Origin of the sequence: Priestia sp. JV24 (assembly GCF_025910025.1) — a bacterium.
Taxonomy (GTDB): domain Bacteria; phylum Bacillota; class Bacilli; order Bacillales; family Bacillaceae_H; genus Priestia; species Priestia megaterium.
This window is the reverse complement of sequence record NZ_JAPCIN010000017.1, coordinates 1-26,870: the sequence shown is the minus strand read 5'-3', so window position 1 is coordinate 26,870 and position 26,870 is coordinate 1. Positions and strand designations below refer to the sequence as shown.

General features: G+C 38.1%; 46 protein-coding genes. 4 read left to right on the top strand and 42 right to left on the bottom strand.

Features of this window, described 5'->3' with window-relative positions:
- Nucleotides 1-14 precede the first annotated feature (14 nt).
- The 18 genes from OK414_RS14760 to OK414_RS14675 all read right to left on the bottom strand — a co-directional run bounded on the left by OK414_RS14760 (nt 15) and on the right by OK414_RS14675 (nt 12,019).
- The gene (locus OK414_RS14760) at nt 15-827 is read right to left on the bottom strand and encodes a hypothetical protein (protein WP_263046060.1); all 813 of its coding nucleotides are present in this window, start codon (nt 825-827) and stop codon (nt 15-17) included.
- Nucleotides 827-1,072 (bottom strand): hypothetical protein, encoded by a 246-nt coding sequence (locus OK414_RS14755; protein WP_263046059.1) that lies wholly within the window; start codon nt 1,070-1,072, stop codon nt 827-829. The genes OK414_RS14760 and OK414_RS14755 overlap by 1 nt, the downstream gene beginning before the upstream one ends.
- Nucleotides 1,073-1,084: 12 nt before the next feature.
- Complete coding sequence (locus tag OK414_RS14750; RefSeq protein ID WP_263046058.1) at nt 1,085-1,438, bottom strand: hypothetical protein; 354 nt, start codon at nt 1,436-1,438, stop codon at nt 1,085-1,087.
- A gap of 9 nt (nt 1,439-1,447) precedes the next feature.
- Nucleotides 1,448-1,882 carry a hypothetical protein gene (locus OK414_RS14745; RefSeq protein ID WP_234943087.1) on the bottom strand — a complete coding sequence of 145 codons (435 nt, stop codon included), beginning with the start codon at nt 1,880-1,882 and terminating at the stop codon, nt 1,448-1,450.
- Nucleotides 1,875-2,246, bottom strand: coding sequence for a YqbH/XkdH family protein (locus tag OK414_RS14740; protein WP_263046057.1), 372 nt, complete (start codon nt 2,244-2,246; stop codon nt 1,875-1,877). The genes OK414_RS14745 and OK414_RS14740 overlap by 8 nt, the downstream gene beginning before the upstream one ends.
- Nucleotides 2,243-2,692 (bottom strand): hypothetical protein, encoded by a 450-nt coding sequence (locus OK414_RS14735; protein WP_263046056.1) that lies wholly within the window; start codon nt 2,690-2,692, stop codon nt 2,243-2,245. The genes OK414_RS14740 and OK414_RS14735 overlap by 4 nt, the downstream gene beginning before the upstream one ends.
- Nucleotide 2,693: 1 nt before the next feature.
- The gene (locus OK414_RS14730; RefSeq protein WP_263046055.1) at nt 2,694-2,870 is read right to left on the bottom strand and encodes a hypothetical protein; all 177 of its coding nucleotides are present in this window, start codon (nt 2,868-2,870) and stop codon (nt 2,694-2,696) included.
- An 11-nt stretch (nt 2,871-2,881) separates the two neighbouring features.
- The gene (locus tag OK414_RS14725) at nt 2,882-3,976 is read right to left on the bottom strand and encodes a hypothetical protein (RefSeq protein ID WP_263046054.1); all 1,095 of its coding nucleotides are present in this window, start codon (nt 3,974-3,976) and stop codon (nt 2,882-2,884) included.
- A gap of 13 nt (nt 3,977-3,989) precedes the next feature.
- The gene (locus OK414_RS14720) at nt 3,990-4,379 is read right to left on the bottom strand and encodes a hypothetical protein (RefSeq protein WP_263046053.1); all 390 of its coding nucleotides are present in this window, start codon (nt 4,377-4,379) and stop codon (nt 3,990-3,992) included.
- Complete coding sequence (locus OK414_RS14715) at nt 4,379-5,578, bottom strand: hypothetical protein (protein WP_263046052.1); 1,200 nt, start codon at nt 5,576-5,578, stop codon at nt 4,379-4,381. The genes OK414_RS14720 and OK414_RS14715 overlap by 1 nt, the downstream gene beginning before the upstream one ends.
- 26 nt (nt 5,579-5,604) lie before the next feature.
- Complete coding sequence (locus OK414_RS14710; protein WP_263046051.1) at nt 5,605-5,850, bottom strand: hypothetical protein; 246 nt, start codon at nt 5,848-5,850, stop codon at nt 5,605-5,607.
- Between the two features lie 4 nt (nt 5,851-5,854).
- Nucleotides 5,855-8,128 carry a phage head morphogenesis protein gene (locus OK414_RS14705; RefSeq protein ID WP_263046050.1) on the bottom strand — a complete coding sequence of 758 codons (2,274 nt, stop codon included), beginning with the start codon at nt 8,126-8,128 and terminating at the stop codon, nt 5,855-5,857.
- A complete protein-coding gene (locus tag OK414_RS14700) occupies nt 8,128-9,780 on the bottom strand; it encodes a terminase large subunit domain-containing protein (RefSeq protein WP_263046049.1) in 1,653 nt (550 codons plus the stop codon). The genes OK414_RS14705 and OK414_RS14700 overlap by 1 nt, the downstream gene beginning before the upstream one ends.
- Nucleotide 9,781: 1 nt before the next feature.
- The gene (locus OK414_RS14695; protein ID WP_263046048.1) at nt 9,782-10,462 is read right to left on the bottom strand and encodes a hypothetical protein; all 681 of its coding nucleotides are present in this window, start codon (nt 10,460-10,462) and stop codon (nt 9,782-9,784) included.
- Nucleotides 10,463-10,572: 110 nt separating this feature from the next.
- A complete protein-coding gene (locus OK414_RS14690; RefSeq protein WP_263046047.1) occupies nt 10,573-10,779 on the bottom strand; it encodes a hypothetical protein in 207 nt (68 codons plus the stop codon).
- Nucleotides 10,780-10,838: 59 nt separating this feature from the next.
- Entirely contained in the window at nt 10,839-10,994 is a 156-nt protein-coding gene (locus OK414_RS14685) for a hypothetical protein (protein WP_263046046.1), read from the bottom strand.
- A 54-nt stretch (nt 10,995-11,048) separates the two neighbouring features.
- Nucleotides 11,049-11,435: a hypothetical protein gene (locus OK414_RS14680; protein WP_263046045.1), complete on the bottom strand. Its 387-nt coding sequence runs from the start codon at nt 11,433-11,435 to the stop codon at nt 11,049-11,051.
- 206 nt (nt 11,436-11,641) lie between these two features.
- Complete coding sequence (locus tag OK414_RS14675) at nt 11,642-12,019, bottom strand: hypothetical protein (RefSeq protein WP_263046044.1); 378 nt, start codon at nt 12,017-12,019, stop codon at nt 11,642-11,644.
- Nucleotides 12,020-12,113: 94 nt separating this feature from the next.
- Here OK414_RS14675 and OK414_RS14670 point away from each other — a divergent pair, with 94 nt between their 5' ends.
- Nucleotides 12,114-12,353 carry a hypothetical protein gene (locus OK414_RS14670; protein ID WP_263046043.1) on the top strand — a complete coding sequence of 80 codons (240 nt, stop codon included), beginning with the start codon at nt 12,114-12,116 and terminating at the stop codon, nt 12,351-12,353.
- Nucleotides 12,354-12,527: 174 nt separating this feature from the next.
- On the opposite strand, the gene OK414_RS14665 is transcribed toward OK414_RS14670, so the two are convergent.
- The 24 genes from OK414_RS14665 to OK414_RS14550 form a co-directional block, all read right to left on the bottom strand.
- Nucleotides 12,528-12,983, bottom strand: a complete 456-nt coding sequence (locus OK414_RS14665; protein WP_233335370.1) for an ArpU family phage packaging/lysis transcriptional regulator — start codon at nt 12,981-12,983, stop codon at nt 12,528-12,530.
- A gap of 14 nt (nt 12,984-12,997) precedes the next feature.
- Nucleotides 12,998-13,231 (bottom strand): hypothetical protein, encoded by a 234-nt coding sequence (locus OK414_RS14660; RefSeq protein WP_263046042.1) that lies wholly within the window; start codon nt 13,229-13,231, stop codon nt 12,998-13,000.
- A gap of 84 nt (nt 13,232-13,315) precedes the next feature.
- Nucleotides 13,316-13,510 (bottom strand): hypothetical protein, encoded by a 195-nt coding sequence (locus OK414_RS14655; RefSeq protein ID WP_263046041.1) that lies wholly within the window; start codon nt 13,508-13,510, stop codon nt 13,316-13,318.
- A 2-nt stretch (nt 13,511-13,512) separates the two neighbouring features.
- Nucleotides 13,513-13,692, bottom strand: a complete 180-nt coding sequence (locus OK414_RS14650) for an XtrA/YqaO family protein (RefSeq protein ID WP_263046040.1) — start codon at nt 13,690-13,692, stop codon at nt 13,513-13,515.
- A 264-nt stretch (nt 13,693-13,956) separates the two neighbouring features.
- The gene (locus tag OK414_RS14645; protein ID WP_263046039.1) at nt 13,957-14,250 is read right to left on the bottom strand and encodes a hypothetical protein; all 294 of its coding nucleotides are present in this window, start codon (nt 14,248-14,250) and stop codon (nt 13,957-13,959) included.
- 13 nt (nt 14,251-14,263) lie between these two features.
- Entirely contained in the window at nt 14,264-14,911 is a 648-nt protein-coding gene (locus OK414_RS14640; protein WP_263046038.1) for a dUTP diphosphatase, read from the bottom strand.
- A complete protein-coding gene (locus OK414_RS14635) occupies nt 14,908-15,210 on the bottom strand; it encodes a hypothetical protein (protein ID WP_263046037.1) in 303 nt (100 codons plus the stop codon). Before OK414_RS14635 ends, OK414_RS14640 begins: the two co-directional genes overlap by 4 nt.
- A complete protein-coding gene (locus OK414_RS14630; protein ID WP_263046036.1) occupies nt 15,185-15,562 on the bottom strand; it encodes a hypothetical protein in 378 nt (125 codons plus the stop codon). The genes OK414_RS14635 and OK414_RS14630 overlap by 26 nt, the downstream gene beginning before the upstream one ends.
- Nucleotides 15,559-15,831, bottom strand: coding sequence for a hypothetical protein (locus OK414_RS14625; protein WP_263046035.1), 273 nt, complete (start codon nt 15,829-15,831; stop codon nt 15,559-15,561). Before OK414_RS14625 ends, OK414_RS14630 begins: the two co-directional genes overlap by 4 nt.
- Before the next feature lie 170 nt (nt 15,832-16,001).
- Nucleotides 16,002-16,697 (bottom strand): helix-turn-helix domain-containing protein, encoded by a 696-nt coding sequence (locus OK414_RS14620; protein ID WP_263046034.1) that lies wholly within the window; start codon nt 16,695-16,697, stop codon nt 16,002-16,004.
- Nucleotides 16,698-16,718: 21 nt separating this feature from the next.
- The gene (locus OK414_RS14615) at nt 16,719-17,165 is read right to left on the bottom strand and encodes a RusA family crossover junction endodeoxyribonuclease (RefSeq protein WP_098779083.1); all 447 of its coding nucleotides are present in this window, start codon (nt 17,163-17,165) and stop codon (nt 16,719-16,721) included.
- Nucleotides 17,166-17,169: 4 nt separating this feature from the next.
- Complete coding sequence (locus OK414_RS14610) at nt 17,170-17,352, bottom strand: Fur-regulated basic protein FbpA (protein ID WP_263046033.1); 183 nt, start codon at nt 17,350-17,352, stop codon at nt 17,170-17,172.
- Complete coding sequence (locus tag OK414_RS14605) at nt 17,336-17,521, bottom strand: hypothetical protein (protein ID WP_263046032.1); 186 nt, start codon at nt 17,519-17,521, stop codon at nt 17,336-17,338. The genes OK414_RS14610 and OK414_RS14605 overlap by 17 nt, the downstream gene beginning before the upstream one ends.
- Nucleotides 17,514-18,833, bottom strand: a complete 1,320-nt coding sequence (gene dnaB, locus OK414_RS14600) for a replicative DNA helicase (protein WP_263046031.1) — start codon at nt 18,831-18,833, stop codon at nt 17,514-17,516. Before dnaB ends, OK414_RS14605 begins: the two co-directional genes overlap by 8 nt.
- A gap of 10 nt (nt 18,834-18,843) precedes the next feature.
- Complete coding sequence (locus tag OK414_RS14595; RefSeq protein ID WP_114895492.1) at nt 18,844-19,197, bottom strand: replicative helicase loader/inhibitor; 354 nt, start codon at nt 19,195-19,197, stop codon at nt 18,844-18,846.
- Nucleotides 19,184-19,948: a hypothetical protein gene (locus tag OK414_RS14590; protein ID WP_263046030.1), complete on the bottom strand. Its 765-nt coding sequence runs from the start codon at nt 19,946-19,948 to the stop codon at nt 19,184-19,186. The genes OK414_RS14595 and OK414_RS14590 overlap by 14 nt, the downstream gene beginning before the upstream one ends.
- Nucleotides 19,949-20,123: 175 nt before the next feature.
- Complete coding sequence (locus tag OK414_RS14585; protein WP_263046029.1) at nt 20,124-21,059, bottom strand: recombinase RecT; 936 nt, start codon at nt 21,057-21,059, stop codon at nt 20,124-20,126.
- Nucleotides 21,060-21,072: 13 nt separating this feature from the next.
- On the bottom strand, nt 21,073-22,011 hold the full coding sequence (locus OK414_RS14580; RefSeq protein ID WP_263046028.1) for a YqaJ viral recombinase family protein: 939 nt from the start codon (nt 22,009-22,011) through the stop codon (nt 21,073-21,075).
- Nucleotides 22,012-22,112: 101 nt separating this feature from the next.
- The gene (locus OK414_RS14575) at nt 22,113-22,331 is read right to left on the bottom strand and encodes a YqaI family protein (RefSeq protein ID WP_263046027.1); all 219 of its coding nucleotides are present in this window, start codon (nt 22,329-22,331) and stop codon (nt 22,113-22,115) included.
- Between the two features lie 204 nt (nt 22,332-22,535).
- A complete protein-coding gene (locus OK414_RS14570) occupies nt 22,536-22,673 on the bottom strand; it encodes a hypothetical protein (RefSeq protein WP_263046026.1) in 138 nt (45 codons plus the stop codon).
- Nucleotides 22,666-22,929 (bottom strand): hypothetical protein, encoded by a 264-nt coding sequence (locus OK414_RS14565; RefSeq protein ID WP_263046025.1) that lies wholly within the window; start codon nt 22,927-22,929, stop codon nt 22,666-22,668. The genes OK414_RS14570 and OK414_RS14565 overlap by 8 nt, the downstream gene beginning before the upstream one ends.
- The gene (locus tag OK414_RS14560) at nt 22,926-23,438 is read right to left on the bottom strand and encodes a helix-turn-helix domain-containing protein (RefSeq protein ID WP_263046024.1); all 513 of its coding nucleotides are present in this window, start codon (nt 23,436-23,438) and stop codon (nt 22,926-22,928) included. Before OK414_RS14560 ends, OK414_RS14565 begins: the two co-directional genes overlap by 4 nt.
- A gap of 108 nt (nt 23,439-23,546) precedes the next feature.
- A complete protein-coding gene (locus OK414_RS14555) occupies nt 23,547-23,864 on the bottom strand; it encodes a hypothetical protein (protein WP_225519390.1) in 318 nt (105 codons plus the stop codon).
- 29 nt (nt 23,865-23,893) lie between these two features.
- Nucleotides 23,894-24,115, bottom strand: a complete 222-nt coding sequence (locus OK414_RS14550) for a helix-turn-helix transcriptional regulator (RefSeq protein ID WP_263046023.1) — start codon at nt 24,113-24,115, stop codon at nt 23,894-23,896.
- Nucleotides 24,116-24,295: 180 nt separating this feature from the next.
- On the opposite strand from OK414_RS14550, the gene OK414_RS14545 reads away from it, so the two are divergent.
- The 3 genes from OK414_RS14545 (at nt 24,296) to OK414_RS14535 (ending at nt 26,788) form a co-directional block, all read left to right on the top strand.
- Nucleotides 24,296-24,640, top strand: coding sequence for a helix-turn-helix domain-containing protein (locus OK414_RS14545; protein WP_225519392.1), 345 nt, complete (start codon nt 24,296-24,298; stop codon nt 24,638-24,640).
- Nucleotides 24,641-25,013: 373 nt separating this feature from the next.
- A complete protein-coding gene (locus OK414_RS14540) occupies nt 25,014-25,523 on the top strand; it encodes an ImmA/IrrE family metallo-endopeptidase (RefSeq protein ID WP_263046022.1) in 510 nt (169 codons plus the stop codon).
- Between the two features lie 74 nt (nt 25,524-25,597).
- The gene (locus OK414_RS14535; RefSeq protein WP_263046021.1) at nt 25,598-26,788 is read left to right on the top strand and encodes a site-specific integrase; all 1,191 of its coding nucleotides are present in this window, start codon (nt 25,598-25,600) and stop codon (nt 26,786-26,788) included.
- Nucleotides 26,789-26,870 lie beyond the last annotated feature (82 nt).

Here is a 26,870-nt window from a genome sequence, read left to right as displayed (position 1 = left end):
TTATAAATCCTCCCTTAAATTGCTTGCTCGATTTCGTAATATACGTTTTCTTCTTTTGATATACCGTCTTCAGGGAAGGCTTGTAACTGGAATGGAAGAACACGTTTTTCTTTATTGAATGATTGCTCTTTTGAATCTCCTGATACTTTTGCTTTGCGAACAACTGCCATATAAAGTGAACCATCTTTCTTTTGGCTAATCAGCGCATAACGTTTGAATGGAATGTCTGTCACCGTTCCATAACCAATACGCTTTGTAGGCAATTCTGTTACAGGATAGACTTGATCAGATGTTGTATAAGCCTTACTTACTCCTGTTTCTAAATAGACAGCTGTACCATCAACTTTGGTAATTTTAATTAATTCATTCGTACCTAAACGTAACCATCCGCCTGTCTTAAACGCTACATCTGCAGTGGATAAAGTGACAATACGAGCACCTGCTGCAAGAGCACCGCCTAATACTTGACCTGTGCCGACTGTGGCTGGTGTTTCAATAATAGATCCCCCTGCTAAAGCTAATTGACGATTCTCAATTGTATTCTCTGCTAATTGCGTTTCTAACGTATGTTCAAAGCTTGAAACATCTGTATCAGCGGCACCCATAATTTGATCTACTTCAAAATCTTCTGTATCCCAACCACGAGAAATAGAAATCCCATCATTTGTGGCACCAAGATCTGTCCATCCTTCTTTTAAGTTAAAAGGATCTGTTAAATCCATAACATCTGAAATCTTTTCTGGAGCAGCCACATTCATGTCAGCTACAACTAAACGACCTGGACCACCAACAAAATTCTTCGAATTAACTTTATAAATATCGGCCATTATTTAGTCACCTCTTCAAATTTCCAAGTTTTTGAGTCTAGCAATTGATTTGCTGTTGCTTCTGAAATATCTTTATCATCACCTACAGTAAGGATTTGACCCTTCACGATATCAAACGATTTACCGCCTTTTCTTTCAGGTGGTAAGCGGAAAATAATAGCCCCGTTGTTTTTATCAACGGGGCCTTTGCAGATGATCTTGCGTTCAGTTGTTTGTTTTGCCTTACTTTCATTTTTTTCAGCCAATGAAATGACCTCCTATGCTTCTAAATGTTCTAAGCGCATATAGCACCATGCTTCTGGCTTTTGTGTGTCATCGTCTCGTGACGGGATAGGATTACCTTCCTTTTCACACCACTCAACACGTAACCCCTGTATAAAGGCTGCTTGAGCTTCTAATAAGTTGATACAATTAATAAGCTTGTTCATTGCTTCTGATTCTTCTGAAGCACGATAAATAAGCTGGATACGGCTAAACCCGACACCTCCAGCACTACGAACCAATAACCCTTCGCTAATGTTTGATTGAAAGGTATTAGCGTCTATATGATAATCTGTTCGACTTTTAAAAAATCGAAGAATAGGAGGAATAGGATCTACATACTTAATCATGAGTACCTCCTATAAACCTAATGTCTTTTGGATTTGGACCTGTGCTACTCGATCCATTCTTTCGCTAGCACGGTCTAACCCACGAGCCATAATGTTATATTTCTTTTCAAGGATTTCAGCATAGCTGACGCCCGAACCTGTTAGCAGGATAGTTGTGTCAGCACCTTCAATGAGTTCATGTACAACGTCGTTTTGAGTAGCTGTACGTGAACCTTTCCCCGTTTTGTCCTGCGCTGGAATGTCTGTTAGGTACCCAATAGAGTTAATGTATAAGGACGTATCGATATGATCATCCTCTCGTACAATCTCCTTTGTTTCATCTGCCCACGCCATTCCAGCAGCAGTAACCGCATTTCTCCTCGCTTCTTTCAGCTTTTCAGGAGATAACGCTTCTTTAATGGATTCATCAATCTTAAAATCAAATTTAAGATTCTTTTTAGCCATTTCCATCACTCTCCTTTTGAAGTGTGACTTCATAGTGATGAAGACGTACTTTAGAATAAATAGGCTGTGCTTTTTCGACAGTATAAACCCCATCCAACACCGGCCTATCTTTTAAGTCCCGAATATCTTTTATTTTTGCATCACTTGGGATTTGTTTGTCAGGGCCTACAAACAAGATGTTTTCAATGATGAAATCTACCCCGTATTGATCGACAGAAGCTTTCCGTCTAATCTGATCAGCGCGGCAAGGAACATTCCCAATAGGTACATCCCTATAAATAGGCTTGCCATACTCGGTTTCACCTATCTTCTGACCCGTTAAAACTATTGTGCAACGATGAGTAAGAATACGCTCGAACCTCATACATCGTATCCACTTGAAGGACCTGAGATAGAAAAGAATGAAATGCCTGTTGGAATGTCCTGTTTAAGAGACTGAAGGATTAAATCTAGCTCTTTGATACCTGTTCGCGTCCCTTCATATTCCCTCTCTTTGATGGAGTCCACTGTTTGAACATCCCTCATTGTATAAGAGTAGGAACCTATCTTTTCTGTTTCGATAGGGCTTAATGAGCTTTCTTTAATATCAGGATTATCCTGATACCACAAGAACTCAACAAGCAGTATGGTAGCTGTGCGAAGGTCAGCTAGTACGTCCTCATCGGTTTCATCTTTGAATTTCCTTTGTGCTTCTCGATGAATCCAAGATGTAGCACGGTCAATGTAACCTTGTATTTGTGTAGAAGAAAGCCCCGCAATTTCTTCAAAAGAAACTCGATCTTTCACTTCTATAACTGTTGCATAAGGCATGTTATTCCACCTCTTCAATAAAACCTGCTTCAATACGTTTTAAAAGCTCCTGAGAAGGATTCTTTGGTAACTCCTTCTCTTGCTTTCCAGCCAATGAAAAAGACCCTTCACTAGTTACCTCAGCGAACTGAGTAGCAGGGTCTTTTAATTTATATTTTTTCTTTTTAGCGGCTGCCATGTTATCCCTCCTTATGATCTAGCTGTATCAAGTGTTAAGATCATACGTGCATTTGGATCAAACGGAATGTAATCAGATGTTTCGGTTGCATATGAACCTTCAACCTGCGTTTTCACATCACGGTCATTTTCAACTGAGAATGGCTTGAATTGATATTTAGCAAGAGCAAACTGAGGATCTACTAACACCATACGGCCATCTGGAATATCTTCAGAGATAAATGGCTGATAATCCAACACATCAGGCATATCTCCGTTTTTCAGCTCATTAAGGAAAATGAAGTTTCCGTTGGCTTCTTTTTGAGTAGCCCATTGTTCTGCTGTTTTCAAGTTCATTAAGCATTTCGTATAGTTAAAGCCATATTTTTGATAAGCAAATTGTTTTGCATACCAAATATCAGCCAAAGTCCAATCATTCGCTGTTTTCACTCCAAGCGTAGGAGCTGCATCTGTACCATCTTTGAAGTACCCATTTAATAAACGGTGAACAGCTAGCTTCTCTTCAGTACGACCGATTTGCACACCGCGTTTGCGTAAGTGCAGAGAAAGCATGTCAAAGCGCATTGCTTTTGCTTCATCTGTAATTTCAATACCACCACCGCGCTTGTAGACGAAGATAGTGTGGTCTGTATCTAATTTGATACTAACAACCGGAATTGGAGCACCTTGACCAATGAAGCTTAGGTCTAGATCATCGTTATCCTTATTTTCTAGCGTGTAGTATTGGTAACTCATTTGATCCATGCTGATTGTTTGACCAACTAATTGATCAGAACGTCCACCAGCTAAGAAACCTTCACGAAAGCCATCCTCTAATACAGCATTAAATAAAGGCTTTGTATTGTCATTTTGGTAAAGAGCACGAACTTGTTGAGAGCTAATGTCTTCAATACCCAATGCACGAACAGCATCTTTTACCGTTACACCTTGAGAAGCAAGGTAAGAACGGAAAGCAGCTGAACTATTTTTGCTAAGTAATTCTTCAGCTTGACCAGCAATACGGCCGTCTTTTCCTGCCGAATCTTTCATAGCAGTTCGTAATTCTGAGCCATTCTTTAATTCAATAATTTCTCCACGATTATTTTTAATTTTGCCTGTAAATTTCATGCTTTTCCCTCCATTAAGGCAGTAGAACTTCTACTGTGCCTTTACTTGAATTAACTAATGCCACATAAGAACCATTGGCTTCGGTTGCTTTCTTTACGCCACCAGTGCCATTCGCAACTACTGAATCACCAACAGCAATGGTACCTGTGTATGGAAACTCATTATTACGTTTGTGGATATAATCGTATACACCAAGTGGAGCTTCTTTTGATGTGACAGTATGCTTGGCCATTAATTGAATAACATCACCATCAGCGCATTTAACTGCATGATAAGCACCTGTTGTTGCTAATTTAAGTGGTGTTCCTGCCTTCACTGGGCTTTCAGATGTAGCATCTTGCGCAAAAACAGTGAGGGATAATCCATAACTATCTGGTACAATACCGCCTACTTTGTTAAACATTACTTCTCATCTCCTTTGTATGATTCTGAAACAATGATGTTGTCCTCTTCATTGCCTGCGCCATGACCACGATTAGGGTCATCAGGATTTGTTTGACGACCTGGTGTAAAACGTTGTTCTGCCATTTCCTCGTAAGCTTTGATTTCATCCTTGATGTAGTCTAGGTCAGCTGCGCGTACAAGCATGTTTTTATAGGATTCAGCATTAAATCCTTCACCTTGAGCGCGTGTGCGAGACGCAACAGCTTGATCAACTAAATCAGCTGCATATTGGCGCCCTTGCTCTGCTTCCACTTTCAATTGCTTAACGCCTTCTACGGTGGCTTGCTCGCCCAATTCATTGCGTAATTGAACATCCTCTGGTTGACGAAAGACTTCACCTTCTGACGATAAAACATTATAAACAGCACTTTTTTCAAGCTTTCCTTCTTTTAGAGCGCTTCGAACCTGTTCAATTAAGTTCATATTTTTGTTATCCTCCCTTTTAGGCATAAAAAAAGCAGCGCCATCTTTTCGTTCAAAACGAGTTTGGAAGCGTTGCTCTAATTTCGCTATTTTATTTTCTTCTAATTCACCTTGTTGGACATAAGCTCTCGCCTTGTCGATGTAAGCACCAGGTGTAGCGCCTTTATATACAGTCGATACTTCTCTAAGCCTAGCGTTTTCAATCCAAGCAAAGGACATTCGACCTTGTTCATCTTCTAGCCCTGGAATATGTGGACATTCCCAATCCCATAAATCACGACCACAAGAACCACAACGATAGGACTCATCAGAAAAGCCAACAGACATATCGCGTGTAATACCAGCTTTAATAGCTCGTATAGTATCGTCTGTAGATTCACCATTGATTTTTACACCTTTAAGGATGTACCAATCGCCCCGAACTGCATTTGCATTGTCAGTATCATCTTGAATTAACTGACCACCATATGAACGTCCAAAAGGAGCTGTATAGATATTATGGTTTCCTAACAAACTCACGCCATTATTTAAATCAGCAGCATAGTTTCTTAATGTGGTTACAGGGTCCATTCTTGTGAAATAAGAATCTAATCGATCATTTGAGCAAACACCTGAGAATGTAAAGATATCATCGGCTGTGACAGGCTCAAGCGTATGACGGTTAATTGCATCTAAATCGATTTCCTGTTCTTGTGCTACTTGTAAGCGCACCGGTAAATGTAAAGCTGATCCCATTTGTTATTCACCTCCCTCCAAAGTCCTCATTCATCAGCTTCTTGCTTTAAAAAAGTAGCGTTATCGGCTAAATACTGGCTTATCTCTTGGTATCCCTTAGTGTTTTCTTCTTCACCAAACCCTCTAAATTTTACTCTGGCAGGAAAAACACGTTTAATCTCTTCACCTTCAACTTCAAATACTATTGCCCAGCCAAAAGTATGGAGAAGCATATTAATCCACCAAAGCAATCCACTGTCTTTAAATTCCTTCCATGATTTTTCGTTTACCACAATATCATCCTTTCAATAGGTCCTCTTCGCCTTCAAGGATACGTTTATACCAGCAACGACAGTTAATGACGTTATCTGCCGAAGCTTTTGAGCTATCACCAGGATACATTAACGGCTCAAACTCTTCGTTTGCGTTTTGCACGTAAAACGGCTCATCCAATGTTTTTCTCTGCCCATCAGCTTCTCTATGACCATCCCTTGTGCGGTCTTGTTGAGCAGAACGCCATATCTTACCGATGACCATACCTGATTGCTTATCAGAATGCCATTGACCAGTTCTTGCAGCTCCTACCATTTCAGTACGAGCGATAGTTCTTGCTCTCCCTTTTGAGAAAGCAAAGTCTTCTCGTAATGCATTAGCTGCCTTGGCCACACTGTACTGTCCTTCAAAAGCAACATCCCACAATGCCATGATTACATGTTCATCAGTAACGCCTTGGATCAATTCAGCATCCCTTCGAGAACGATCAGATAAGGAACGCAAGAAATCATCAGCTGTATCATCAAATACAAGCTCTGTATCAATTTCCATAATGTTATACATTCCTGCTATTTTGGCTGATTGCTCTATCCAATCAAAGCCTGCTGCATCCCACAATTCCAATTGCTCGCCTTCATCTGTTAAGATATTGGACTTAATCCAATCAATGAACGATTTAGGAACGTCTGAAAGGTCTTTTCGATTGTTTGAATACATAAACCTATGAACATCTATCAATACACGCGTAGGAGGCGTGTCGGCTTCCTCAAGTCTACTGATATATGTTTCTACTTGGTTCTGTAACAGATTGTAGAAATCATCAGCTGCTTTTGTTGTTAGAACAGCAACTTCAGGTACCCAATCACCTTGCATTTCCTTTACATACTCATCTTCAGTATCATCAGCTCGTGTTTTTGGTTGGCGCTTGACTTGCACACGCCTTGACCTTGCAATAGCTGGCGATGTTGTAACTGGTGCTTGTGGTTCGCCAACTGCATCATGACCAACAACAGCATTTGAAGCTTCATCATTATCCACCCAACCTTGAATAACCCTTGCTATCCAGGTATTTGTTTCTATTTGTTCAGCTTGAGCATCTTGGAAACGGTCTGTTGTACGAAGTTTATTAAAGGTTAAACGAGCTTTACTCTGTCTACCTTGTACTTGCAACGCAACATTATAAGCACGTTCTATAACACGCTTAACACCTCGCTGAATGCTTTCAATACCAGCGACATATATTTGCCATTGAACAGTACCATGCGTTTCTGTAGTACCTTCATTACGCCCCAAAAGGATAGGTAACTGTTTTAAGGCAGAAACTAGTTGCTGATTAATAATATTGATTAAGGCTGTGGCGTCCATTGATTTACCAGCGGTACCCCCAACCATAGCAACATTAACAGAATCAGAGTGAAAAAAATTGTCATCGGCTTTCAGTTGTTTGAATCGATTTTCGATTGATGTAACAAAGGTTTGAGCGTAATTAGCAATAGCTTCTGCACCCTTCATCTTAATTTCTTGAGGGATGTTTTTCAGAATGGCTTCTTCGGCTACAGAGATATCTAAACGGGCATGCCCTTGATTATGAGCGACCGCTTTTAAATCTTTCAATACCTCAACCTGAAAGAAGACAATTTGCAAGAGTGGCAGGATAGGAGAACGACCATAAGGGTCTCCAATATCGGGATCAAACGGTAAATAGAATACCTGCTCTCGGTTTAGCACCTTATATGTACCATCCGATTGCTTCTGCACCAATTGGACTTCACCGGTTTCCTTATCCTTCCGAAAATCTACAGTGCTAGGATCTACCGCATGAAAGTCTACTACATCATTCAAGCCCTCATTCAATTCAACCTCTAAACAAATGGCTCCTTGTGTAAACCCTGTAAGGTTCAATACATTAATCAGTTGATCCATGCCGCCGCCATATAGAGCACCTACACGTTTTGCTAGACCATTAATATAATCTAGCCCCTGCTTGTCATTAGAGCCTGTAGGCTTTAAGCATTCAAGCTCATGTCCTGTATTGGATAGGCGAAGAAAGTTCCATATAGCCATTGAAGCGTCTGGGTTTAAGTCACGAATAATTTTAAGGCTCTCCATAACATCCTTATTGCGGAACTCATTGCGGTTAATCATGACACCCTCATACCAAGAAAACTGCTTCTCCCACTTCTCATGGGTTTGTCTACCACTTTCTAAGCGGCTATTGATTGAGTGGCTAAGATTGCGAGTGAACTTCTTGAATTGCCTTTCAGCACGCCATGCTTTGAATCCATCGAGTAGTCCCATTAATTCTCACCTCCATTCATTGAAAAACCTGTGATAAACGAATTCAGTACATATTTAGGAGCTGGCATGTATTTACGTAATTGAATGCCAATTGCAAATGCCATGACTAAATCATCATGACAGCCTCCTTGCGCCTCTTCCTTACCTTTGTCATTCACAATAAAGGTAAAGCATTCACCAAGTAATCGAGTACTATTTAAGGTCATTAAACCTTCTCTCATAATGGTTCGTAATTCAGACATCATAATAGGGCGAGTCTTAGGGGTAGTTGGCCATCCTGGCTCTTTCTTTTCCTCCCCTGTTTTTGAATCATATTCAACGTGATAATAAAGGTTATCGTAGGCAACTTGATTGATAAGCGTATTAAGTACACTGTGACCGTGGTTATTACGTTCAGGTCCTATCATTGCCGTATTGTAATGCCAGCCAAGGACAGCTAATTTCTTGCCGAAAATATCCGGGTCCCAATGCCCGTATAACTCAGCAACTTGCTCTCCACTCGACCATTCAAATACATGAGCAGCTGAATAGTCACCGTTTGATTTCCCCTCAGATACGTCACATGCAATCAAGTAACGCTCATTAGGATCTGGCTCTTTCCAAATCCATAGCTCGCCTTCATCTTGCTCAACAATGGAATGATTCATGTTATCCACGTAATCAATGTAGTGAGTCGTATAAGGCTTCTGCTTGGCAACCTCAATCATTTGTTTTAAATCCTTGAGATTGAATACTGGACGACCTGAGCTTAAGAAACAGCTTTGGTCATCCTCTGGATACTCTTGAAGAAAATGTTCCTCTTTAGACATCCCATCCTTTTCAGGCATTTCAGATATCTTCCAGCGGCGCCATTTCACTTGCTCAAGAGTTAAACTGTAGAGCTCAATAATACGCTGCTCTGCTTTGGTAGGTTTGAACTCCTCACCTTCTAAAGATAGCTGATAGTCGGGATGATCAAACCAACGATAGAACTTAGGCTTCCAATCAACCACGCCTTGTTTTGCCTCTTGATAGGTACGGTAGAAATAGTTTCCTACACCATTTGCTGTTGTTTCAAGAACGATACGGCCATCCCTAGGAACTGCTTGAAGCAACCCTGTCATTAAGGTTTCAGGATCAGGCCAGAAGGCAACCTCTGAACAGTGAAGGTTATGAATGGTATCACCCCGTCCAAAGTCTGTACTTCCAGCGGTACCAACTGTAATACGGCTGTTGAGCGCTTCAAAATAGAACTCTTTTCGGTTGCCGTATTTCGGCTTTGTCTTGCCGTTATTCAGCTGCATCTTCTTTGCTTCAGGTAGATTGTTGTACATGAATTGAACAGCATTAAACAGCTTCTTAGTACTCTCTGAATCATGAGCAATAATAACAGTGGTTGTATTTGGATTATTAATCGTATCGTCAAAGAACTCGGACAAAATCAATGTAGAGAATCCTAATTGACGTGGTTTTAAGATAATGTCACGGTTTGTCCGTTCCTCCCAGTAAATAGACTGGATAGGATTGAATTTCAAGTTCACGACATTCTTATCTTTAGTACGAATAAAAATCCTTTTCTGAATACGCGTTTTAGCATCCTCTGGCTTTTGGTCATTACGTTTAGCAAAGCCTGTTGCTTGCTCACGTAAGCGATCATGAAATTTACCTAACACATTAAGCTTCACCCCTTAATTGCATATGCTGGTCTACAATCTTTTGCATACGAGGGTTAGCAGCTAAATGCTGAATAGCAACCTCGTATCCTTCTTCTGACACGTCTCTGAATTTGTCCATAAAAATAGAGAGATACTCTTGAATTAAGCTGAATTCAAAAGCTTTCTCTCTTAAATCAACGAGAAACTTTGTATTTTCCCTTAATTCTTTATTTAACGTGGTTATCTCGTAGACCTTACGCTTTAGCTCTTTATTGAAGCTAGCTTTCCAGTCATCTAAGTAATCATAGTCAATCTCCCCTCCTTCATGAAGAGCGGATAGGAGATTCTCTTTTAAATCGTCCATTCGCTGATCAAAGTATTCGGGTAGGTCATCCACTAATTCAAAGCGAGCAAGAAGCCTCTCAGTCGTCTTGTACTGAAGCTGGATAATATCAAACTCCTGATTCACCACTTTCATAACACGACGCTTATCTTCTTTGATGACCTCTTTCCTTTGCCGTTGCTCCTGGTCTTTCGTTGACTCTATATAACGAGCTACAGCAGTATGAGATATGTTTACTCCTGCCTGTTCAGAACACTCCTCAGCAATCTGTCTAGTGGATTTAGGAGGATTAGCTTTAAGACCTGCAAAAACGATTTCTTCACACCCATATTTCTCAATTTTTGATTGACGTGCCATGTAACGTTACACCTCCATTCTGTTACGTTTGTTGCGTTACATTTAAACGTTACAAGTGAAACATTACAGCGGTCATTTAATGTAGTTATTGTTATGACGGGCTGTAACGCTTATTTATCTGTAACGTTACACTTATAGGTTGGAATCTTATTTTGAGCAAGCAGCTCTTTCGCTCCATTCGGAGAAAGTACCTTTGTCCCTTTAGGTAATGGCGATAAGAAATATGGTTGATCCATAACAATAAGTGTACCTTCGGGCATCCAGATCCATTCGTTTTTTCCACCATCACTTATAATTGCAATCTCTTTATTTATCATGCCTCACACTCCCTCAGTTCAACTTTGGCTCACTCTTATAGGCTGACTATAAGTTCAACCTAATTAGCGAAAAGAAACAGAGCAGTTAATACAAGCGTATCGATAAGAAGGATGTATTGAATATCTCTTCTTAGCTCTTTCTTTTGCTCTGCTATTGCTCCAATTGTCAACATCAACATAACAATCATTAATACAATCTCAAATGCTACCAACATGATTTTCCCTCCAAATAAAAAAGCACCCTCGAAAGGATGCTTTTCGTTCTTTAATTATTGAACTAAGTCAGCGAAACACTGATTTAAGTATCTAGTTAGTTCTTCAGGATCGAACTCCCCATCTTTACATTTTGCTACACCATCTTCTGAGAATATCTCATCTAGTTCTTCAACGATTTCTTCAGATTCTTTTGTAACAGAGATTCTATCTTGCTCTTGATTTACTTTAAATACTAGAGAAATGCCATTCAATGTGAATTTATTTAATTTTAAGTGATCGCTCTCGTATTTCATGTTAGGGTATGTTGCTTGAAGCCCAATCTCATTAACCCTAAACATATGCATTTGTCTTTCAATTGCATAAAAAGTTTGAAGAACCTTTTCTCGGTCAATAGATTGAACACTCTCTCTTATTCTTTTAGCTAGCTCTTGTCTTTCCATAGTTATCACCTCCCCGCCTCAATTATATCGGACAGAAAGGAATAGTTAACACATTTTTCTTATTTTAGAAAAAAATAAAGGACACCGATGAATCAGCGTCCTTCTCCTAATTTATTAAATTGCACCTGGTCTTAATAAAGGATTAATCCCACTTGGATCTAATCGTCTCCAACGTCCAGCTGTACTCATGTTATCCCCCATTTTCATTAACTGTTTTGAAAGACTCCTTTAATAAAGAGATCTAATTCTTTCTTCTCTTTTGATAAGGTTTCATACCTTGAATATAGCCATGAGGTATTTTGATCTTTTTCAATAATAACTTGTTTTAACTCAAACTTATAATTTTTATAGGCTTCAAAGAAACCCTCGAATTCGTGATGCTCTAAATGAGCTTCTTTATAGATTCTTTTAGCCTCTATATAACTTTGAAAAGACATATTCATATAAGTTAGAGACAATTGATACCTCAAATCAGAATCCTGTTTCTCAAGAACTTTATAGGATGCCCTAGCGTCACTAAAAGCATCGTCTAACTTTTCTTGTAAATACGAAACATTATAAAGAAATTCTTCGTTTTCTCTCATTTTTATCACCTCCCCCTTCCCAATTATATCAACAATTAGTAGGAAATACCTTTTAATTGTCGAATATTGTAATTGAAATAAGGAGGTGAAACTAATGTCGAGCGCATGGATGCATAACAATAATGTAAATACCTTAATAGTGACTGTAGATGAAAAAGAATATCTTGTTTATTACAAAACTGTCAGCTCTGTAATTCCAAAACTTGTTGAAGAAATTCAAACAGGCAAAAGAATTACATATAAAGATGTGAATGAAGAAATCTCTTCTAACCCTAACGATATGAAATTAGAGGAGATAACAAAATATATGATTTCAAAATTACAAGAGATGTAATAAAATCACTCTCAAATCTAAAGCAAGTACTCTTACTTAGCAATATGATTCTTGCTTTAGATCTCTCTAATGAACATTTTCTGTTAATACCATAATAGCACCCTTAAAACGAAATAATCTTTCGTCTTTCCCTCACAATCCTCTCACGTTTCTCTCACAAATAAAAAAGACCCCTTAGGCAGGTGTCTCGGTTTCTTTATATACTTGAAGTTGTAGAGCGAAGGCAAGCTTGTAGAAAGCCTGCTCGCGTATTCTATAATAAGTTGCTTCGCTAATTCCCATTTCATTGTAGACATCAAAAGCATATACGTCTTCATAAGTCATATAGGTTTTAATGACTAATTCACGTTCTCTTTTACTTAGCCGGTTCACCGCTCGTTGCACTCGCTGCATGAAATTATCTCTTTTTATTTCGTAATCGACTCTTTTAATAGCAGTATCTTCAGTAGATGAATGAAAAGCATTTGTATTGCTAGGCGGTACCAGTGAGTAGCTAGGTGTAACCTTTGGCATAATATCTTCTGGTACAGTCATCATGTACATGCGATAATCTGCAAATGCTTTTTCCACGTTTACCTTTGTTTCTTTTCCATCAACATCACGAAGTAATGAAGTTTGTATTGCTGCCATCACATAGCCCCCTCTTATTTTTGTCTATATGCTCCGCCTTTGCCCCTTGTAAGGATTTGGCGATTCGTTCCCATTAAATCCATTACATCACGAGTAGAAAGCTTTTCTGTACGTTTTTCTTGCTTTTGATAAGGTTTTGGCTGTTTCTGATAACATTTTTTCTTTCTACTGTTACGTTTTTTCTCTTTTTCAACCACATCTTTATCTTTTTTCCATTGATTCAACTGATCACGTAGAGTTGGATTCATGGCCATATCCCCTTTTATAAAATAAAAAGGACACCAAATAAGCTATTGCTTACTCAGTGCCCTCGGTTTTTCCGTTAAGGCTTGTTATTCTTTTTCTGAAAATGCTTCTTTAAAAGTTTGTAAAATATATTTTAAACGAACTGCTTTTTCATCTTCTGTCAGCATCTGATTTGAACGTTTACTTGAATACACTTCCTCTTCAAGACAATCTTCACATGCTGGCTTACCGTGTCTTTGAGATACTACTTTAGCAGATCCACAATAATAACAAACTGGCATTATTACACCTTCCTTTTCGTCTTAGTTTCCAATCTATCGACCTTACCGCCCAGGGTAATAACTAACGTTTCTCCGTAATCCGGTAGATCATGTTCAATTAGCTGGCCATCTTTTACAACGTACATTTTTTTATTGTTCATCAAGTCTATTTCAGCGGTCATTTTCTCTGTATTTACACTCACCAGAAAATACCTCCTCATGTTATAATTTCATTAGGTTTACTGGGAAGATGTTCCTGGTCTTTTTTTGTTCCACCTAGTGTATAATGAAACTACCTTTTATAAAATTATTTTACCTGTAAGGACGCTCTTGGCTGAGCGTCTTTTTTATTTATCCCTGCATGGGGCCAATCTAAAGCTAAGTCGTTATAAGTCACAAGTCCAGCTGTGGGTTTGGAATTGAAGCGTTAGGAGAACCCATTAAGCTGTGTGCCATCAAACCGCCTTTTACACATTCACCGCACTTTCAACCTTCACCGACTTCAAAGCCTCAAAGATATCCTGTTTTACGCCTGCTACATGCTTTTTCAATTCATCAAGACTAATTGCATCACTACCTTTGATTTCTTTCTCTATGAGAGCGTTAAACGCTGAATCAAGACTGTTGTAATAGCCAATTTGTCTGAAAAGAAATTCCTCAGTTGCATTGCCTTCCTTATCCTTTTTGAAATACTTTTTATTTAAGATGATGTTAAGCGCATCCGATGTAATTTTATAATTTTGGCCAACCATGATTTCCATTGTTTTATCCCCCTCAATATCCCTGTTCTTGGCGTGTGTGATTGATTTTATTTTTTTCGAAGTAAGCCTGTTCAATTTGTTCCCAAGTGAACCCAAGCATTTCACCTAACTCTACAAAGGTACCGAATAGATTTTCATATATTTCTTTAGTAACTTGACCGTCAACTCTATAGACAAGATACAAGGAATTAATAGCTTCAAAGCATTTTAAAAACTGTGATGTATTACCTTCTTCTTGAATGCTCCAAATTTCAATATCGGTAAATCCTAATTCAATCCCAATTGTTAAGACAAAATGTAAGCAGTCCACATATTCTTCTAACAAAGGGTTTTTATCTACTACAAGATAACCAGCGCATGTATCACAAAAGTACCAGTGATTGCCTAGACCATGATCGCCTTTCTCTTCATCTTTTGGAGGGTTTCCTCTGTAATAGCCTTTTTTCATGCAATCAGGACAATTCAACCTTTTAAATGTTCTTGGCTCCTGGTCATTGCTCCATTTTTTAAAACCTCTATGCTCATTCGCACATTCACCAAGCTCAACTTGTAGAGCAAGGACCTTCCAATCTAAGTTATCCTGCCCTTTCAATTCAGGATGCTTATCCATAATGCGCTGATCAAGTACACGCTGCATATCAAATAACTTTGTTAAATTCATTTCAATACTCCTCCCGTTAATCTTTTCAATTTATCTAATTCGTTTTTAGCAAACTGACGATCTTCACGGCTCTTCTTCAATTTACGAGACGTTTGAGCATAGCTTCTTTTTAATTCCAGATGGTCCTTAGATACACTCTCGTAAGCTCTTTGTAACTGTTTATTTTCTTCAGATAGACTTTCAATCTTGTGAATCATCCAATTGAAGTCATTAGCGCTTAAAACATCCACGTATAAGCCGTTACCATGTTCTGCTGTGAAACCAGTGCTTCTTTTAATGAGCTCTAAGCGTTCCATCATTCATCCCCCTCACCAATTCAAGGAACTTGTCCTTATCCCTGTTATCAAGTGCCTTGTTAACGTGATAATCAAACAGCTGCTTTTCTAAAGCCAGAATCAACCTATCAGCTAACTTCTGATCTTCACTAGATAAAATGACTTGAACGTCTCCTGGTGGATTATAGCGAGCCATGTATTTTGTGATAGGAATACATGCTTCACGTCCTACTTTCACATTTCCAAAAAGGACTTGTGTAACTTCAACATGAATGTGAGCAGGTCTTCTGCAGTAGCTTAAGAACTTGCAAATCGCATGCATACCAATTATCCGAAGCTCTAATAGTTCACCAGGCTTTAAGTTTTGTAGGGTCATTTCGTCCCCTCCAATAAATTCAAAGATTTTTTCATTTGTTCAAATGCTTTATAAAACTGATCAAAACTTAATACCGTACAGTACAACCACTTTTGTTTTCCAATAATATTAGAAGTTATATCGCAAAAAACATTTCGATTTTCCACATCAACTTTAACCACTTTAGCAGTCGCTGGACGCCATCCCCACTCTGTTGGAAAGAACAAGCAGTATCTCTTATTCGTTTCGGGTACTTCTTCTAGGAAATCAAAGATTGTTGCTTGATCCATACACCTTCCTCCTCTGAAAATTAACTTTTGGTATCACATCTCCACCTAGCTTCTTGCATTCCGTACCACATCGAGTTGAACACTTTTTGAAAAGAGAGCAGCGTGTCTGGCACGCCGCAAGCTCATCTTCTTTTTTAATCCAAGAGGGACGGTCATCAGCGATAATAACGTTAAGCTGCGCCATCTTCCGCATTATCGTCAGACTCTTCAATCTTCTCTTCTGATGCTGCTTCAGGGACTGAAAGGTCTAACTCTTCCTTCACTTCTTTTTTAGCTTCAGCAGGCGTTTCAGTTTGCTCTTCCTGGCTATCTTTCCATTCCTTCCACTTCTCAGCTAAAGGAGCAACCTTAGCACGGTACTGATCCACTAACTCAACAATGGTTCCAGAGGAGATATTTAATTCATTTGCAATCTTCATATACGTTTCACCGTCATTTTTTCGTTTAATGACTTGAGGAATGTCATAAGCAAATTCTGTTTCAAATTGTGGAGCAAGACCACTTGAGATAAATTCATCAACTACAGACAACTCAATTTCTTGTTTCTCTTCTACCGTTTTCACTTTTTCTTTAGGTAAACCAAGATCTGCTTCAATCTGTTCAGCAGCTGGCTCGACTTCCGATACAATCCCTTTGTTATCGACTTTATATGTTTTAAGAGGCTCATTTGTCTGAGCATTTAATGTGATGTTAAAGCTGACTACTTGAGACTCAATAGCGCATTGCACCGTGCAGCCAATCATTTTTGCCAATGTGTCAAGCTTTCCATCTAAACCAGAATCACCAATTTCAAGAACGATTTCTTTTTTACCGTCTGCTTTAAGATTTACCTTTTTTACCACTGGATTGAATTCTGCATATGACATAATTAATTTCCTCCTAGAATTTTAGTTTGATAGTAAAGACATTTGTTCTTGCTGTACTTCAAGCATTTGTACAGCTACTTCAATACGAGGTGTTTCGGAATAAAATTTACTTACATGCAAATCAACAATCTGGCTGTCGTCATTCCAAATGACTTTATTTAAAGCATCCTTAATGCCTTTTACATAGTTATCAACATCTGGTTTACTGATAGGACGTAACAAACCTTGCTCTGCTTCGATTTTTTTCTTTTTACTGAAAGACTTAAGAGTTGGTTTGAACACTTTCACGTCAAGCTGTAAAGGACCTGAAAGTAATTGACTTGGCTTATATTCAGAAGCAACTAGCTTTACATACTGTTTGAAATCCTTTGATTTCTTTGGATCGTACATTTTAACGAAACCGCCTCGAGTACTTGCTCTTGGACGACCTTGAGCGACCGGCTCTCCATATACCGTGAATTCAATCATTTCATCATTCCCCATTTCCTAATTGCTTGCCGAAATTAGATTTAACTTGAATATGAACTTGCTCTAACTCAGTTAGGCTTAATTCGTATAACTGTCTACCATTAGAAGTTTTAAAATATCCGTATCGCACCAACTCATTAATTAAATAACTTTGACGTTGCCGAACTGCTTTAGCTAATAGAGCCACTTCCTCTCACCTCGCTGTCTAAGTATTGGTCGAACATCAAAATCCCTAATGTTGCTTCTTGAGCTGAAACAGAACCTGAAAACTGTGATTGAAACACATGAGGATCCATAACTTTTCCTGTTTGACCATAATATTTTTTCATTTCTTGAAACACCTGATTTTTATCCAATTAACTCAGCCTCCATCTTGGCCTCTAGCTGTTTTGACAAGTTGAGGAACTGGCCGTACTCTTTTCTAAATAACGTTTGTACGGTACCGACTGGACCGTTTCGCTGTTTTCCTAAAATGATTTCTGTAATGCCTGGATTTTCTGAATCCTTGTTGTAATAATCATCACGGTATAAAAAACTGATAACGTCTGCATCTTGTTCAATGCTTCCTGATTCACGAATATCGGACATCATCGGACGTTTATCTTGGCGTTGCTCTACGCCCCTAGAGAGCTGTGATAAGGCAATGACAGGGACATTAAACTCACGAGCAATTTTCTTTAACATGCCTGAGATATGACCAATTTCTAAATCTTTCCGTTCAAACTTTCCAACAGATGAAATAAGCTGCAGGTAATCAATGATGACTAAGTGCTTTTTATCTGGATGTTCCTTGAATGATTCTTTGATTTTTGAACGAATGTCGTAAACCGTTTGGGTAGGTTCATCGTGAATATTGATATCCCATTTTTCATAATGGCCAATGGCATTTGCCATATTTTCATGATCTTCATTCGTAAATTCTTCAAATGGATTTGACCATTTCTTGCCGTTCACCCGTCCAAGCCCGGACAACATACGCTTAACTAGCTGTGTATCAGACATTTCAAGTGAGAAGATATCGGACACGCCGCCTTTTTCGCAATTTGACTGTGCTAAACTCAAAGCAAATGCTGTTTTACCCATTGAAGGCCTTGCAGCAACGATAATTAAATCTCCACCCTGCCAACCACCAGTCATGCGGTTTAAGTCATCTAATCCAGTGTCTATACCTGTGAGCCCTTGCGTTGGAGTACTCATATCAGAGAAGATATCTGCTAGAACATCGCTTTTCGTACGATTCTTTTTTCGTTTGATATCTTGTAATTCACCTAATGATTGAAGAATGTTTGGTACTTCCTCTTCACTTGTTACAGTTGCTAATTTGGCTCCTAATTTCCGTGCTTCCCTGACTCGATAAGATTCTAGAATCATTTGCTCATAGGTTTTAAAGTTTGCTGTAGTTGGAACCGCATTTGTTAAATCACTTAGATAGGAAACCCCGCCTACTTGCTCAATAGCGTCTCCTAACTGGGTAACGACTGTTACGATATCTACTTGTTTATTTGCTTCCTGAACCTCTCTCATTGCCTTAAAGATGGCTCTATGCGAAACTTTTGAATATTGCTGTGTTTGTAAAATAGATTCATCTAACAAATCTGGCTCAAGAAAGATTGAACCTAAAACGGCTTGTTCTGCTTCGATATTTTCTACCCCTAATTGATACTCCACGTTTTCACCCTCACTTCCTTAAAAAGGAACCGTACTTTTTCTTTAATTCTGGCGACAAGTGATCAACAAATGTCTTATGATTACCGGCTTTCTTCTCTTGCTTGACTTGTTCTCTCCATTGAGACTGCTCGTCCAAGAACTCATTATTTGTTTGAACTTTAACCGAAACTTCTGCGATAGTTGGTGGAAACTTTTCACGTAAAATGTGTTGATTTACTCGCTCTAAAACTGGCTTATATGGCATTTTCATAAGGTGAGAAGACCAAACCTCAATTCGTCGTTCTCCGATTTCACCAGTCAAATCAAACTGTGTGTAGGAAGCAGCTATTCTTTGCAGAATGTCTAGTGCTTCATGTATTTCCATCTTGTGTACCTCCTAACTTGACCCCGTGCTTTTGAGCAAACCTTGCTAGTGCATCTATGCTGTTTTCCTTTTTCGGCTTTGGAAAAGGCGTAACATTTGTTTTAGGCTGCTGCAGCTTTTGTTGTTGAGTCTTAATGGCTTCTTCGTAATATTTAAAGGATCTAATTGTCCGTCCATTATTCTTTTTAAGATAGTGCGCATAAATCGTATCCATCCACTCTAGAATCGTTTCTAATGGAATACCTAGCTTTAACACTTCGTTAATTGATTGAGCGTCTGAGGCACTTATATTGAGACCTGAGCCTCTTTGCTGAATGAATTTATTTTCTATTTGATCAAAAGCAGGAACGTTGATTTCTTCAGGTGGACTTGTGGTACCAGCTTTCTCTTGATTACGTTCAATGATGTTTCCTGAATCTTGGTATTTACAGTAGTTAACGATAGTGAATAACGTTCCATATTCGGTATCTTTAGTTTCTATCATTTGACTGTCTACTAACTTCTTAACTGATTTTGAAATAGTGCTTTTAGCAAGCTTCTTTGAGCCCCGACCTTCTTTATAAGCAAGATCTTCTGCTAATTTGGAGTAAGATCTTATGTACTGTCCTTTATTTACCTCGATGCCGTTAATCTTTACTCCGTCCTGATGACTTGCTTGTAAGAGCAAATAAGTGAAGAGTCTAAAACTTGTAACGTCATACCAGATATCATTTTCTAAAATTTTGCGATGGTACTTCACCCAGCCTTCCAAAACAACGTCCTCCTTCCTACTTATTTCTTAACGCAGATTACATAGTATTTTTCAATCCGCACCATTTTCAGATGCGGATGATATAGATTAAGAAATCCTTGAATATAGCCTTCATACTGTTCTTTGCTCTTAGCTAAAAATTTGTAACAATGAGGGAATGCTATGCGTTCTTCTCTCATTTATCAAAAGGTAAATCCTCATCTTTGATATCGATTTCCTCTCCGCCAAAGTCAAAGACGCTTGGCTTTTCTCCTGGAGTTTCTTGCTGAGGTTGGTTGTTTTCCATTTCTTCCTCAACCTGATATTCAGCATCAATAAACCCATCGCCAAATTGTCCTTCTTTGACCTTGCTAACGGAATTATCGTATTGTAAACCTTCCATAACTGTTCTTGTCTCTTGCTGTTCAATTGAGATAGGAGCCGTTTTTAAAAGTTTGATAAGAACTGTTTTCTTGGCCATTTCAGTAAAGTGGTCTTTCCAAGGACCAAATACGTTGCCGTTCTTTTGGCTTTTCGTAAAACGATCTCTATGCTTCTCTACTTGCTTACGACTCATTACAATAAAGTCAAAAGCTCCATCTTTTAATTTGTACACTGCGTAAAAATGAGTGATTTTACTTTCATCTTCTTCACCGATAGGTTTATGCTTTAAATCTTTATCTAAACCGTAGCTGTATTCGAACTCGTCACCTTCATATACCTCATGAGCGTACACACTTGTGATTTCACCTGTACGTCTAGCTAAATCAATAAGACCTCGATACCCTAATTGAAATTGAGCTTCCATACGTTTTGTTGATCCGTTGAAAAAAGGAACAATGTAAGCATGTCCTAATAAATTAGGCTCAACGCCAAGTACTGAACAGTTAACCACAGCCCCTACAATTGATTCTGGGGAGCATTCCATTAACTTAGGGTTACGACTTGCCGCATTCATTCCGATACGTATTAAACGCTCAGGAGTAACGTGTTTGGGAGCAATAGAAGTAATTGCTTTAAATTGTTGCTTAAACATTGTAGCTAGCTGACCTTGAAAACCCGTGTCCTCCGTTTTCGCTACGTTATTTTTTCGTTGCGCTAATTGATTTTTAACTGAATTGTTAGTGGCCAATTTTATGTCCTCCTTATTTAATTCCGAATCTACGAGATAACGAACTTGAAGCTACTTCTTCATACACCTCTGGATATTTTTCTTTTAATAACTTGGAGTTAACACGTGAGCTACTAATGGTTTTCCAAGTAACTAAACGATCACTTGCATATGCTGCTTCGCGTTCTCCCAGTAATGATTTCAATTTATTTTCAGCCTCTTTACGACGTTCAGAAGCTTCTTTTTCTTCTACTTTTGCTTGTTCATAGTTTGAAATTAAGTCAGATGCTTCGGGAGCTAATTCAACAGGCTCTAAGCTGACATCCCCTTCTGGATACATTACTTTCAATAAATTAGTTGAAGCTTCCGATCCATCAAATGCAGGAGGATTTTTCTTAAGCACGTGATTGTTCCAAAAATCAGATTCAATTTCAATCAAATAGTTAATAATTTCTTCATCACGCTCTATTTTTTTATGGACAAATTTATTTCCACCGATTAAAACAGCAATCCACCATGCCTCATAGCCAGTGACAGCCATGTAGTGCTGACATTGAATCAAGTATTGAGCTGGAATTTCTTCCTCTTCCCAATCGCCTCTCAGATATTCACTAGCTGTTTTACATTCCAAGCCTTCTTTTTTGCCAATGATTAATCGATCTACATTAGCTAGCATAAAGCTATGTTCTGGATGCTGAAGGATTGCTCTGCGGCGACGAACCTTTAAACCTGTTCGCTTAGAAAATTCTTGTGCTACCACATCTTCAAGGACGTGTCCAAAATAGGCTGCTTCACTGTTACTACTTTGAGAAGGTGATTCGCCTATCTTATCTAGATAAACTCCAATCGGTGATTTCCACTTGCTTAATCCAGCGATGGCACCGGCATCTGATCCACCAATGCCCTTTTGTCGCTGTTCCAACCATTCAGCTTCACTCATGTTAGAGGTAGGTATTAAGATTTCAGCTTGCATTGATCTCACCATCCATTTGCTTTTTATGAAGTTTTTTTATAAACTGTAAGTAATTACATTTCTTGTGAATCTGAAGTCTGCACCTGGTCCGTGCAGGCTTTTTATTTTGCAGTTGTAAATTTGAAGCCATACTCTGCTTCCAAGTACTTTTCTAAATCTTCTTTTAAAACTACTTCCCCTGTGTTATCATCCGTTACGATTTCATCACCAATAAGAATTTCAGTTCCGAAATAATCAATGCCAGCATGTTCAGACTGAGCAACCATATTTAGGTAGCCTGTACGATTTACTTGAGTGATTTCAGGATGTTCTAAGTGCATGTTATTCACCTACTTTCTGATGCTATTTATTCGCACCGTCATGACCAGGAAAATGAGTTGTGCCTTTACGGTTAAGGACCGATGAATAAAGGATTTTCCTGACCATGACGACAAGAACAATGCTTGTCGCCCACTTATGTAATGTGGTATAATTTACTTATCGAGTTTATTATGTTTTTCGAATAAAGCAGTTAGCTAAGCCCATTAGCTAGCTGTTTTTTTATTTACTTTCACGTTTTGCCAAATTCTACGTTCAATATCTAAAAGTAAAACTGGATGACCCTTCAACGTCTTACACCACTTACTAACTTCACTTGCTTTCATCATTGGCAACTTATACATAGCTTGTCTCCTCCTTGTTTTTGAGGTAACGCGGAACTATATCAACATCCAATCCCTTACTTTGCATATCTGCTACAATCTGTTCTATGCGGCTTAATGAGTGCTTTTGAATTTCCCTAGTTATAAGTACTGTTTCAAATGCTTCTTTTTGTAACTCCTGCATATCAGCGTTTAAATCAATCGATTCAATGACTGCCCAACCAGCTTCTTCTAACTCCCTTGCTCGCTCATATATATTTAAAGCTTGTACACTCACTTAACTAGCCCCCTTGATTTCAAGGTCAGTTCTAGTTGCTGATCAATTTGTTTTAAGGAGAAACCGTATCTTTCACATACAACAGCAAGTAAATTAAATTCAGCTGCAAGCTTTTCTGAATACTCCTTTACGAACTGCCTAACTTCTTCACGTTCAATCTCATTAGCATGATCAGCTGGTATGTGCCAGAAGTCTTTGTTCCAATACTCCATCGCTTCTCTACGTTCTTTTTCAACAAGCATTCGCATAGAAGCAATATCCCTGTGAATTCGATCTCCATTCATGTAAGGAGTTAATGAAATACCTGCAGTTTCTTTCATCGTACCGATGTAATACTTGAAACTATCGATGCCTCTTGCTATAAGAGGTTTTGCTTCTTTTGCAATTACACGACTTCCGTTTGCCCATTTGGAAATAGTTGATTGATCATAGCCAATTTCATTTGCAAATTCCGCCTGTGTCTTCCCCTGTTCCTTTAACATTTCTCCCAGGTTTGCTTTATTTTTCATAACTACCTCTCCCTGTCATATTCAATTGTAAGTTTCTGATATTGCAGCCATATTTCGTTCCTATTTTTATGACTGGCTTCATGTTACCCTTATACTAGAGACCTTTTATTACATAACGTTCTTACTAAAATAATTAGTGTTTTGTTTAACCCAATTTGAATTTTGGTTAATCCATTCAAACACTTGGTCTCTTGGATAACGACCTTTAATTTTAGATAACCTTGGAAACGATGGATTCGCTGTTAGTTTCACAACAGTTGAATCAGCAATTTGAAAGATATTAGCGATATCACTGTTTTTTAATGTCGGTGGATAGGAAAAACGCTGCATCCCATCCTGCACACCTTTTTCATAAGCTTTTTGAAACAACTCTTCCATTCGAGCTTTGAATAAATCCATTTCTAATTCATCGATAGTACGTGACATAGTAGCGCCTCCCTCGTTTTTAGCAACCATTAGTTGCTTTTATATTCAAAAAAAATGGTCCATTCAACACCCAAGATCTCAGCAACAGTTTTAGCAACATCTACTGAAGGTCTTCTGTCGCCATTTTCAATCATGCTGTAGAACTGGCGAGAGATTTTTTTACCCTTCTCAGTGCATTGATTTGCAATTTCCTGTTGCGATAAATCTTTTTGTTCCCTTGCAGCCTTTAGAGTTTGTTGCAATAAATTCATTTTCTTACACCACCTTTTGCAACTAATGGTTGCTTTCTTGATTCTTATTCTATATGCAACTAATGGTTGCTGTCAACACTTTTATATAAAAAAATGCAACATTTAGTTACTTTATGTTTTTTGCAACTATCTGTTGCGCTATAATTCAACTATACAGATCACAAGAAATGAGGACTTTTTATGTTTGACAATCGCTTAAAGGCGTTGAGAAAAGCAGATAAAAGAAGACCAACTCAACAAGCAATGGCTGATCTTCTAGGTATATCTCGTCAAGGTTATGCGAAATATGAAAATGGTGAAAGTCAACCAGATTTTGAAACTGTTAAAAAGCTCTCAGAATACTTCGATGTTTCAATTGATTATCTTATAACGGGTAATGAACATCATAAATCTGAAGATGCTATGTGGAGAAAATTCTTAGATCCTAAAACTGAGATTTTCTTTAAAGACTTACAAAGTGCTCCTGACGAAAAGATTGAGGAATTAATTCGTTTTTGGGAATTTATTAAAGAGCGTGATAAATAAATTCTTATTGACCAAAAGATATTTATGTTATAAAATCACGCGCGCATATAATCCTATTCTTTAATTCTTTAATTATTGTTTTGGTTCGCACTTCGTTCACACTTCGTACACTGAACTGTTTCCAGTAAGTTAATTACATAGTGAAAAAGCCTTTTATATCAAGGCTTACAGCATTGTTTTGCTGTTCGCAGTTCGGTTCGCAGTTTGAAGGTTATTGAGTTTCTATAATAAGTTTAGGCATTTTGCACAGACACGTTAGAATTCGTGTCTTTTCTTTAAATTTCGAAAGGTAAATATTACTTTCTTTTTAAATTTCAGGATTAGGCATGTAGATTTCTAAAGATAATGATTGTTTTACTGCGGAGGATTTTTAATGAAATATCAAACATCTTTGTTAGAGGATTGGATTGACCGTCTTTATATAAAGCTAGGCATTCGTTCCCCTGACCAGCTAGATTTAAAGATAATTTCTGAGCGTTTGAGGATACCATTAGACATAAGGAACTTATCGAGCCGTATATATGAAGGCGAAATCATTATTAATAGCAAACTTACTCCTGAGGAACAATGGCAAGAATTTGGTCATGAACTTTGCCACAAGTTACGTCATGCTGGTAATCAAATGTTGATGCCACGTTCCTTCTTTCAGTTACAGGAGTTCCAGGCGAATTATTTCGCTTACCATTTTTGCGTACCGACTTTTATGTTACAGAAACTTGATATACCTGGATCTAGACAAGAAGCTATATACTTAATTGCTGTTACCTTTGGTGTTACTTGTGAATTCGCTGATAAGAGATTGCAAATGTATGAAGAGAAACTACATGTCCTTAAGTGTTCTGAAATCTCTCAAGCTTTTGTCTCTAATAGTTTGAATATTTAAGAGAATCTGCCCCTGTGGGCTTTTCTTTTACAACCAAAAACGAACATACATTCTAATACAAAGGAGGAATTTTTATGGCTCGCGTCCAAAAATATGAAACTAAAAAAGGCGACCGTTGGATGTTCATTATTGAAAATGGTATTGATCCTCAAACTGGCAATCGCCGTAGAGTAGTAAAGCGTGGATTCCTAAAACAAAAGGATGCTAAGAACGCTGCTAAAGAAATGGAATATCAGTTAGGTGTACGAAATTTAGATACAAAAACAAATATTACTTTTCAAGAAATGGCTGAGGAGTGGCTGTCAGTTTATCAATTAACGAGTAGAAAGATTAGTACCGTCAGAGTTCGTCTTCATGAAATAGGTCATTTAAATCAATATTTTGCTCAGTATAAATTAAAAGATATCAATAAGAAAATGTATCAAAATATGTTGACTGATTTAAAAAATACAAAGCAGCTGGCTCACAATACTATCTCAGGTATTCATGGTACTGCCAGAATGATTTTTAAGCGTGCAATGGAACAAGATTTAATTGTATCTGACCCCTCACAGTTTGCCTTCATTCCAAAGGATAAAAAGACTGTTGAAGACATTGAAAATACAAAGGTGGAAGATAAGTACCTTGAGAAGCATGAATTAAAGTTGTTTTTAGACGCTGCAAAGGAAATGGATGAGGAAACATATGCCATGTTGTTTACACTTGCCTGGACAGGTTTTCGAGCGGGAGAGCTAGTAGCTCTGAAGTGGAAAGACATTGACTTTGTAGAAAACACAATAAATGTAACAAAGACATACTACAATCCTAAAAATAATACAAAAGATTATCATTTACTTCCTCCCAAGACTGCTGGATCTATTCGAAAGATTATTGTTGAGGATGAAGTAATTAAAACGTTACAAAGACAGAAAATCCGTCAGAACGAAATTAAATTGCAAATTAGCCAAGAATACTACGATGAAGATTTTGTTTTTGCAAGAATGAACGCGCCTTATTTTGGTTATCCGCATTTTATCAAGACCATAGAAAACAGAATGAAGGCCGTACTAAAAAGAGTGCCATCTATAACTAAACATTTAACACCACATTCACTTCGTCATACACATACATCTTTACTTGCTGAAGCTGGCGTTGAATTATTACAAATCATGGATCGTCTTGGCCATACAGACGATGAGACAACAACTCAAGTTTATTTACACATTACAAAGGACAGAAAAAAAGAGGCCTCTCAAAAGTTCGGGGAACTCATGAGAAACCTCTAATTTTAAGTTACGGCATCAAATCGGCACCAAAAATGGTTGCTAACTTGGTCAAAGCCCTTTGTTATAAGGGTTTATGACTCAA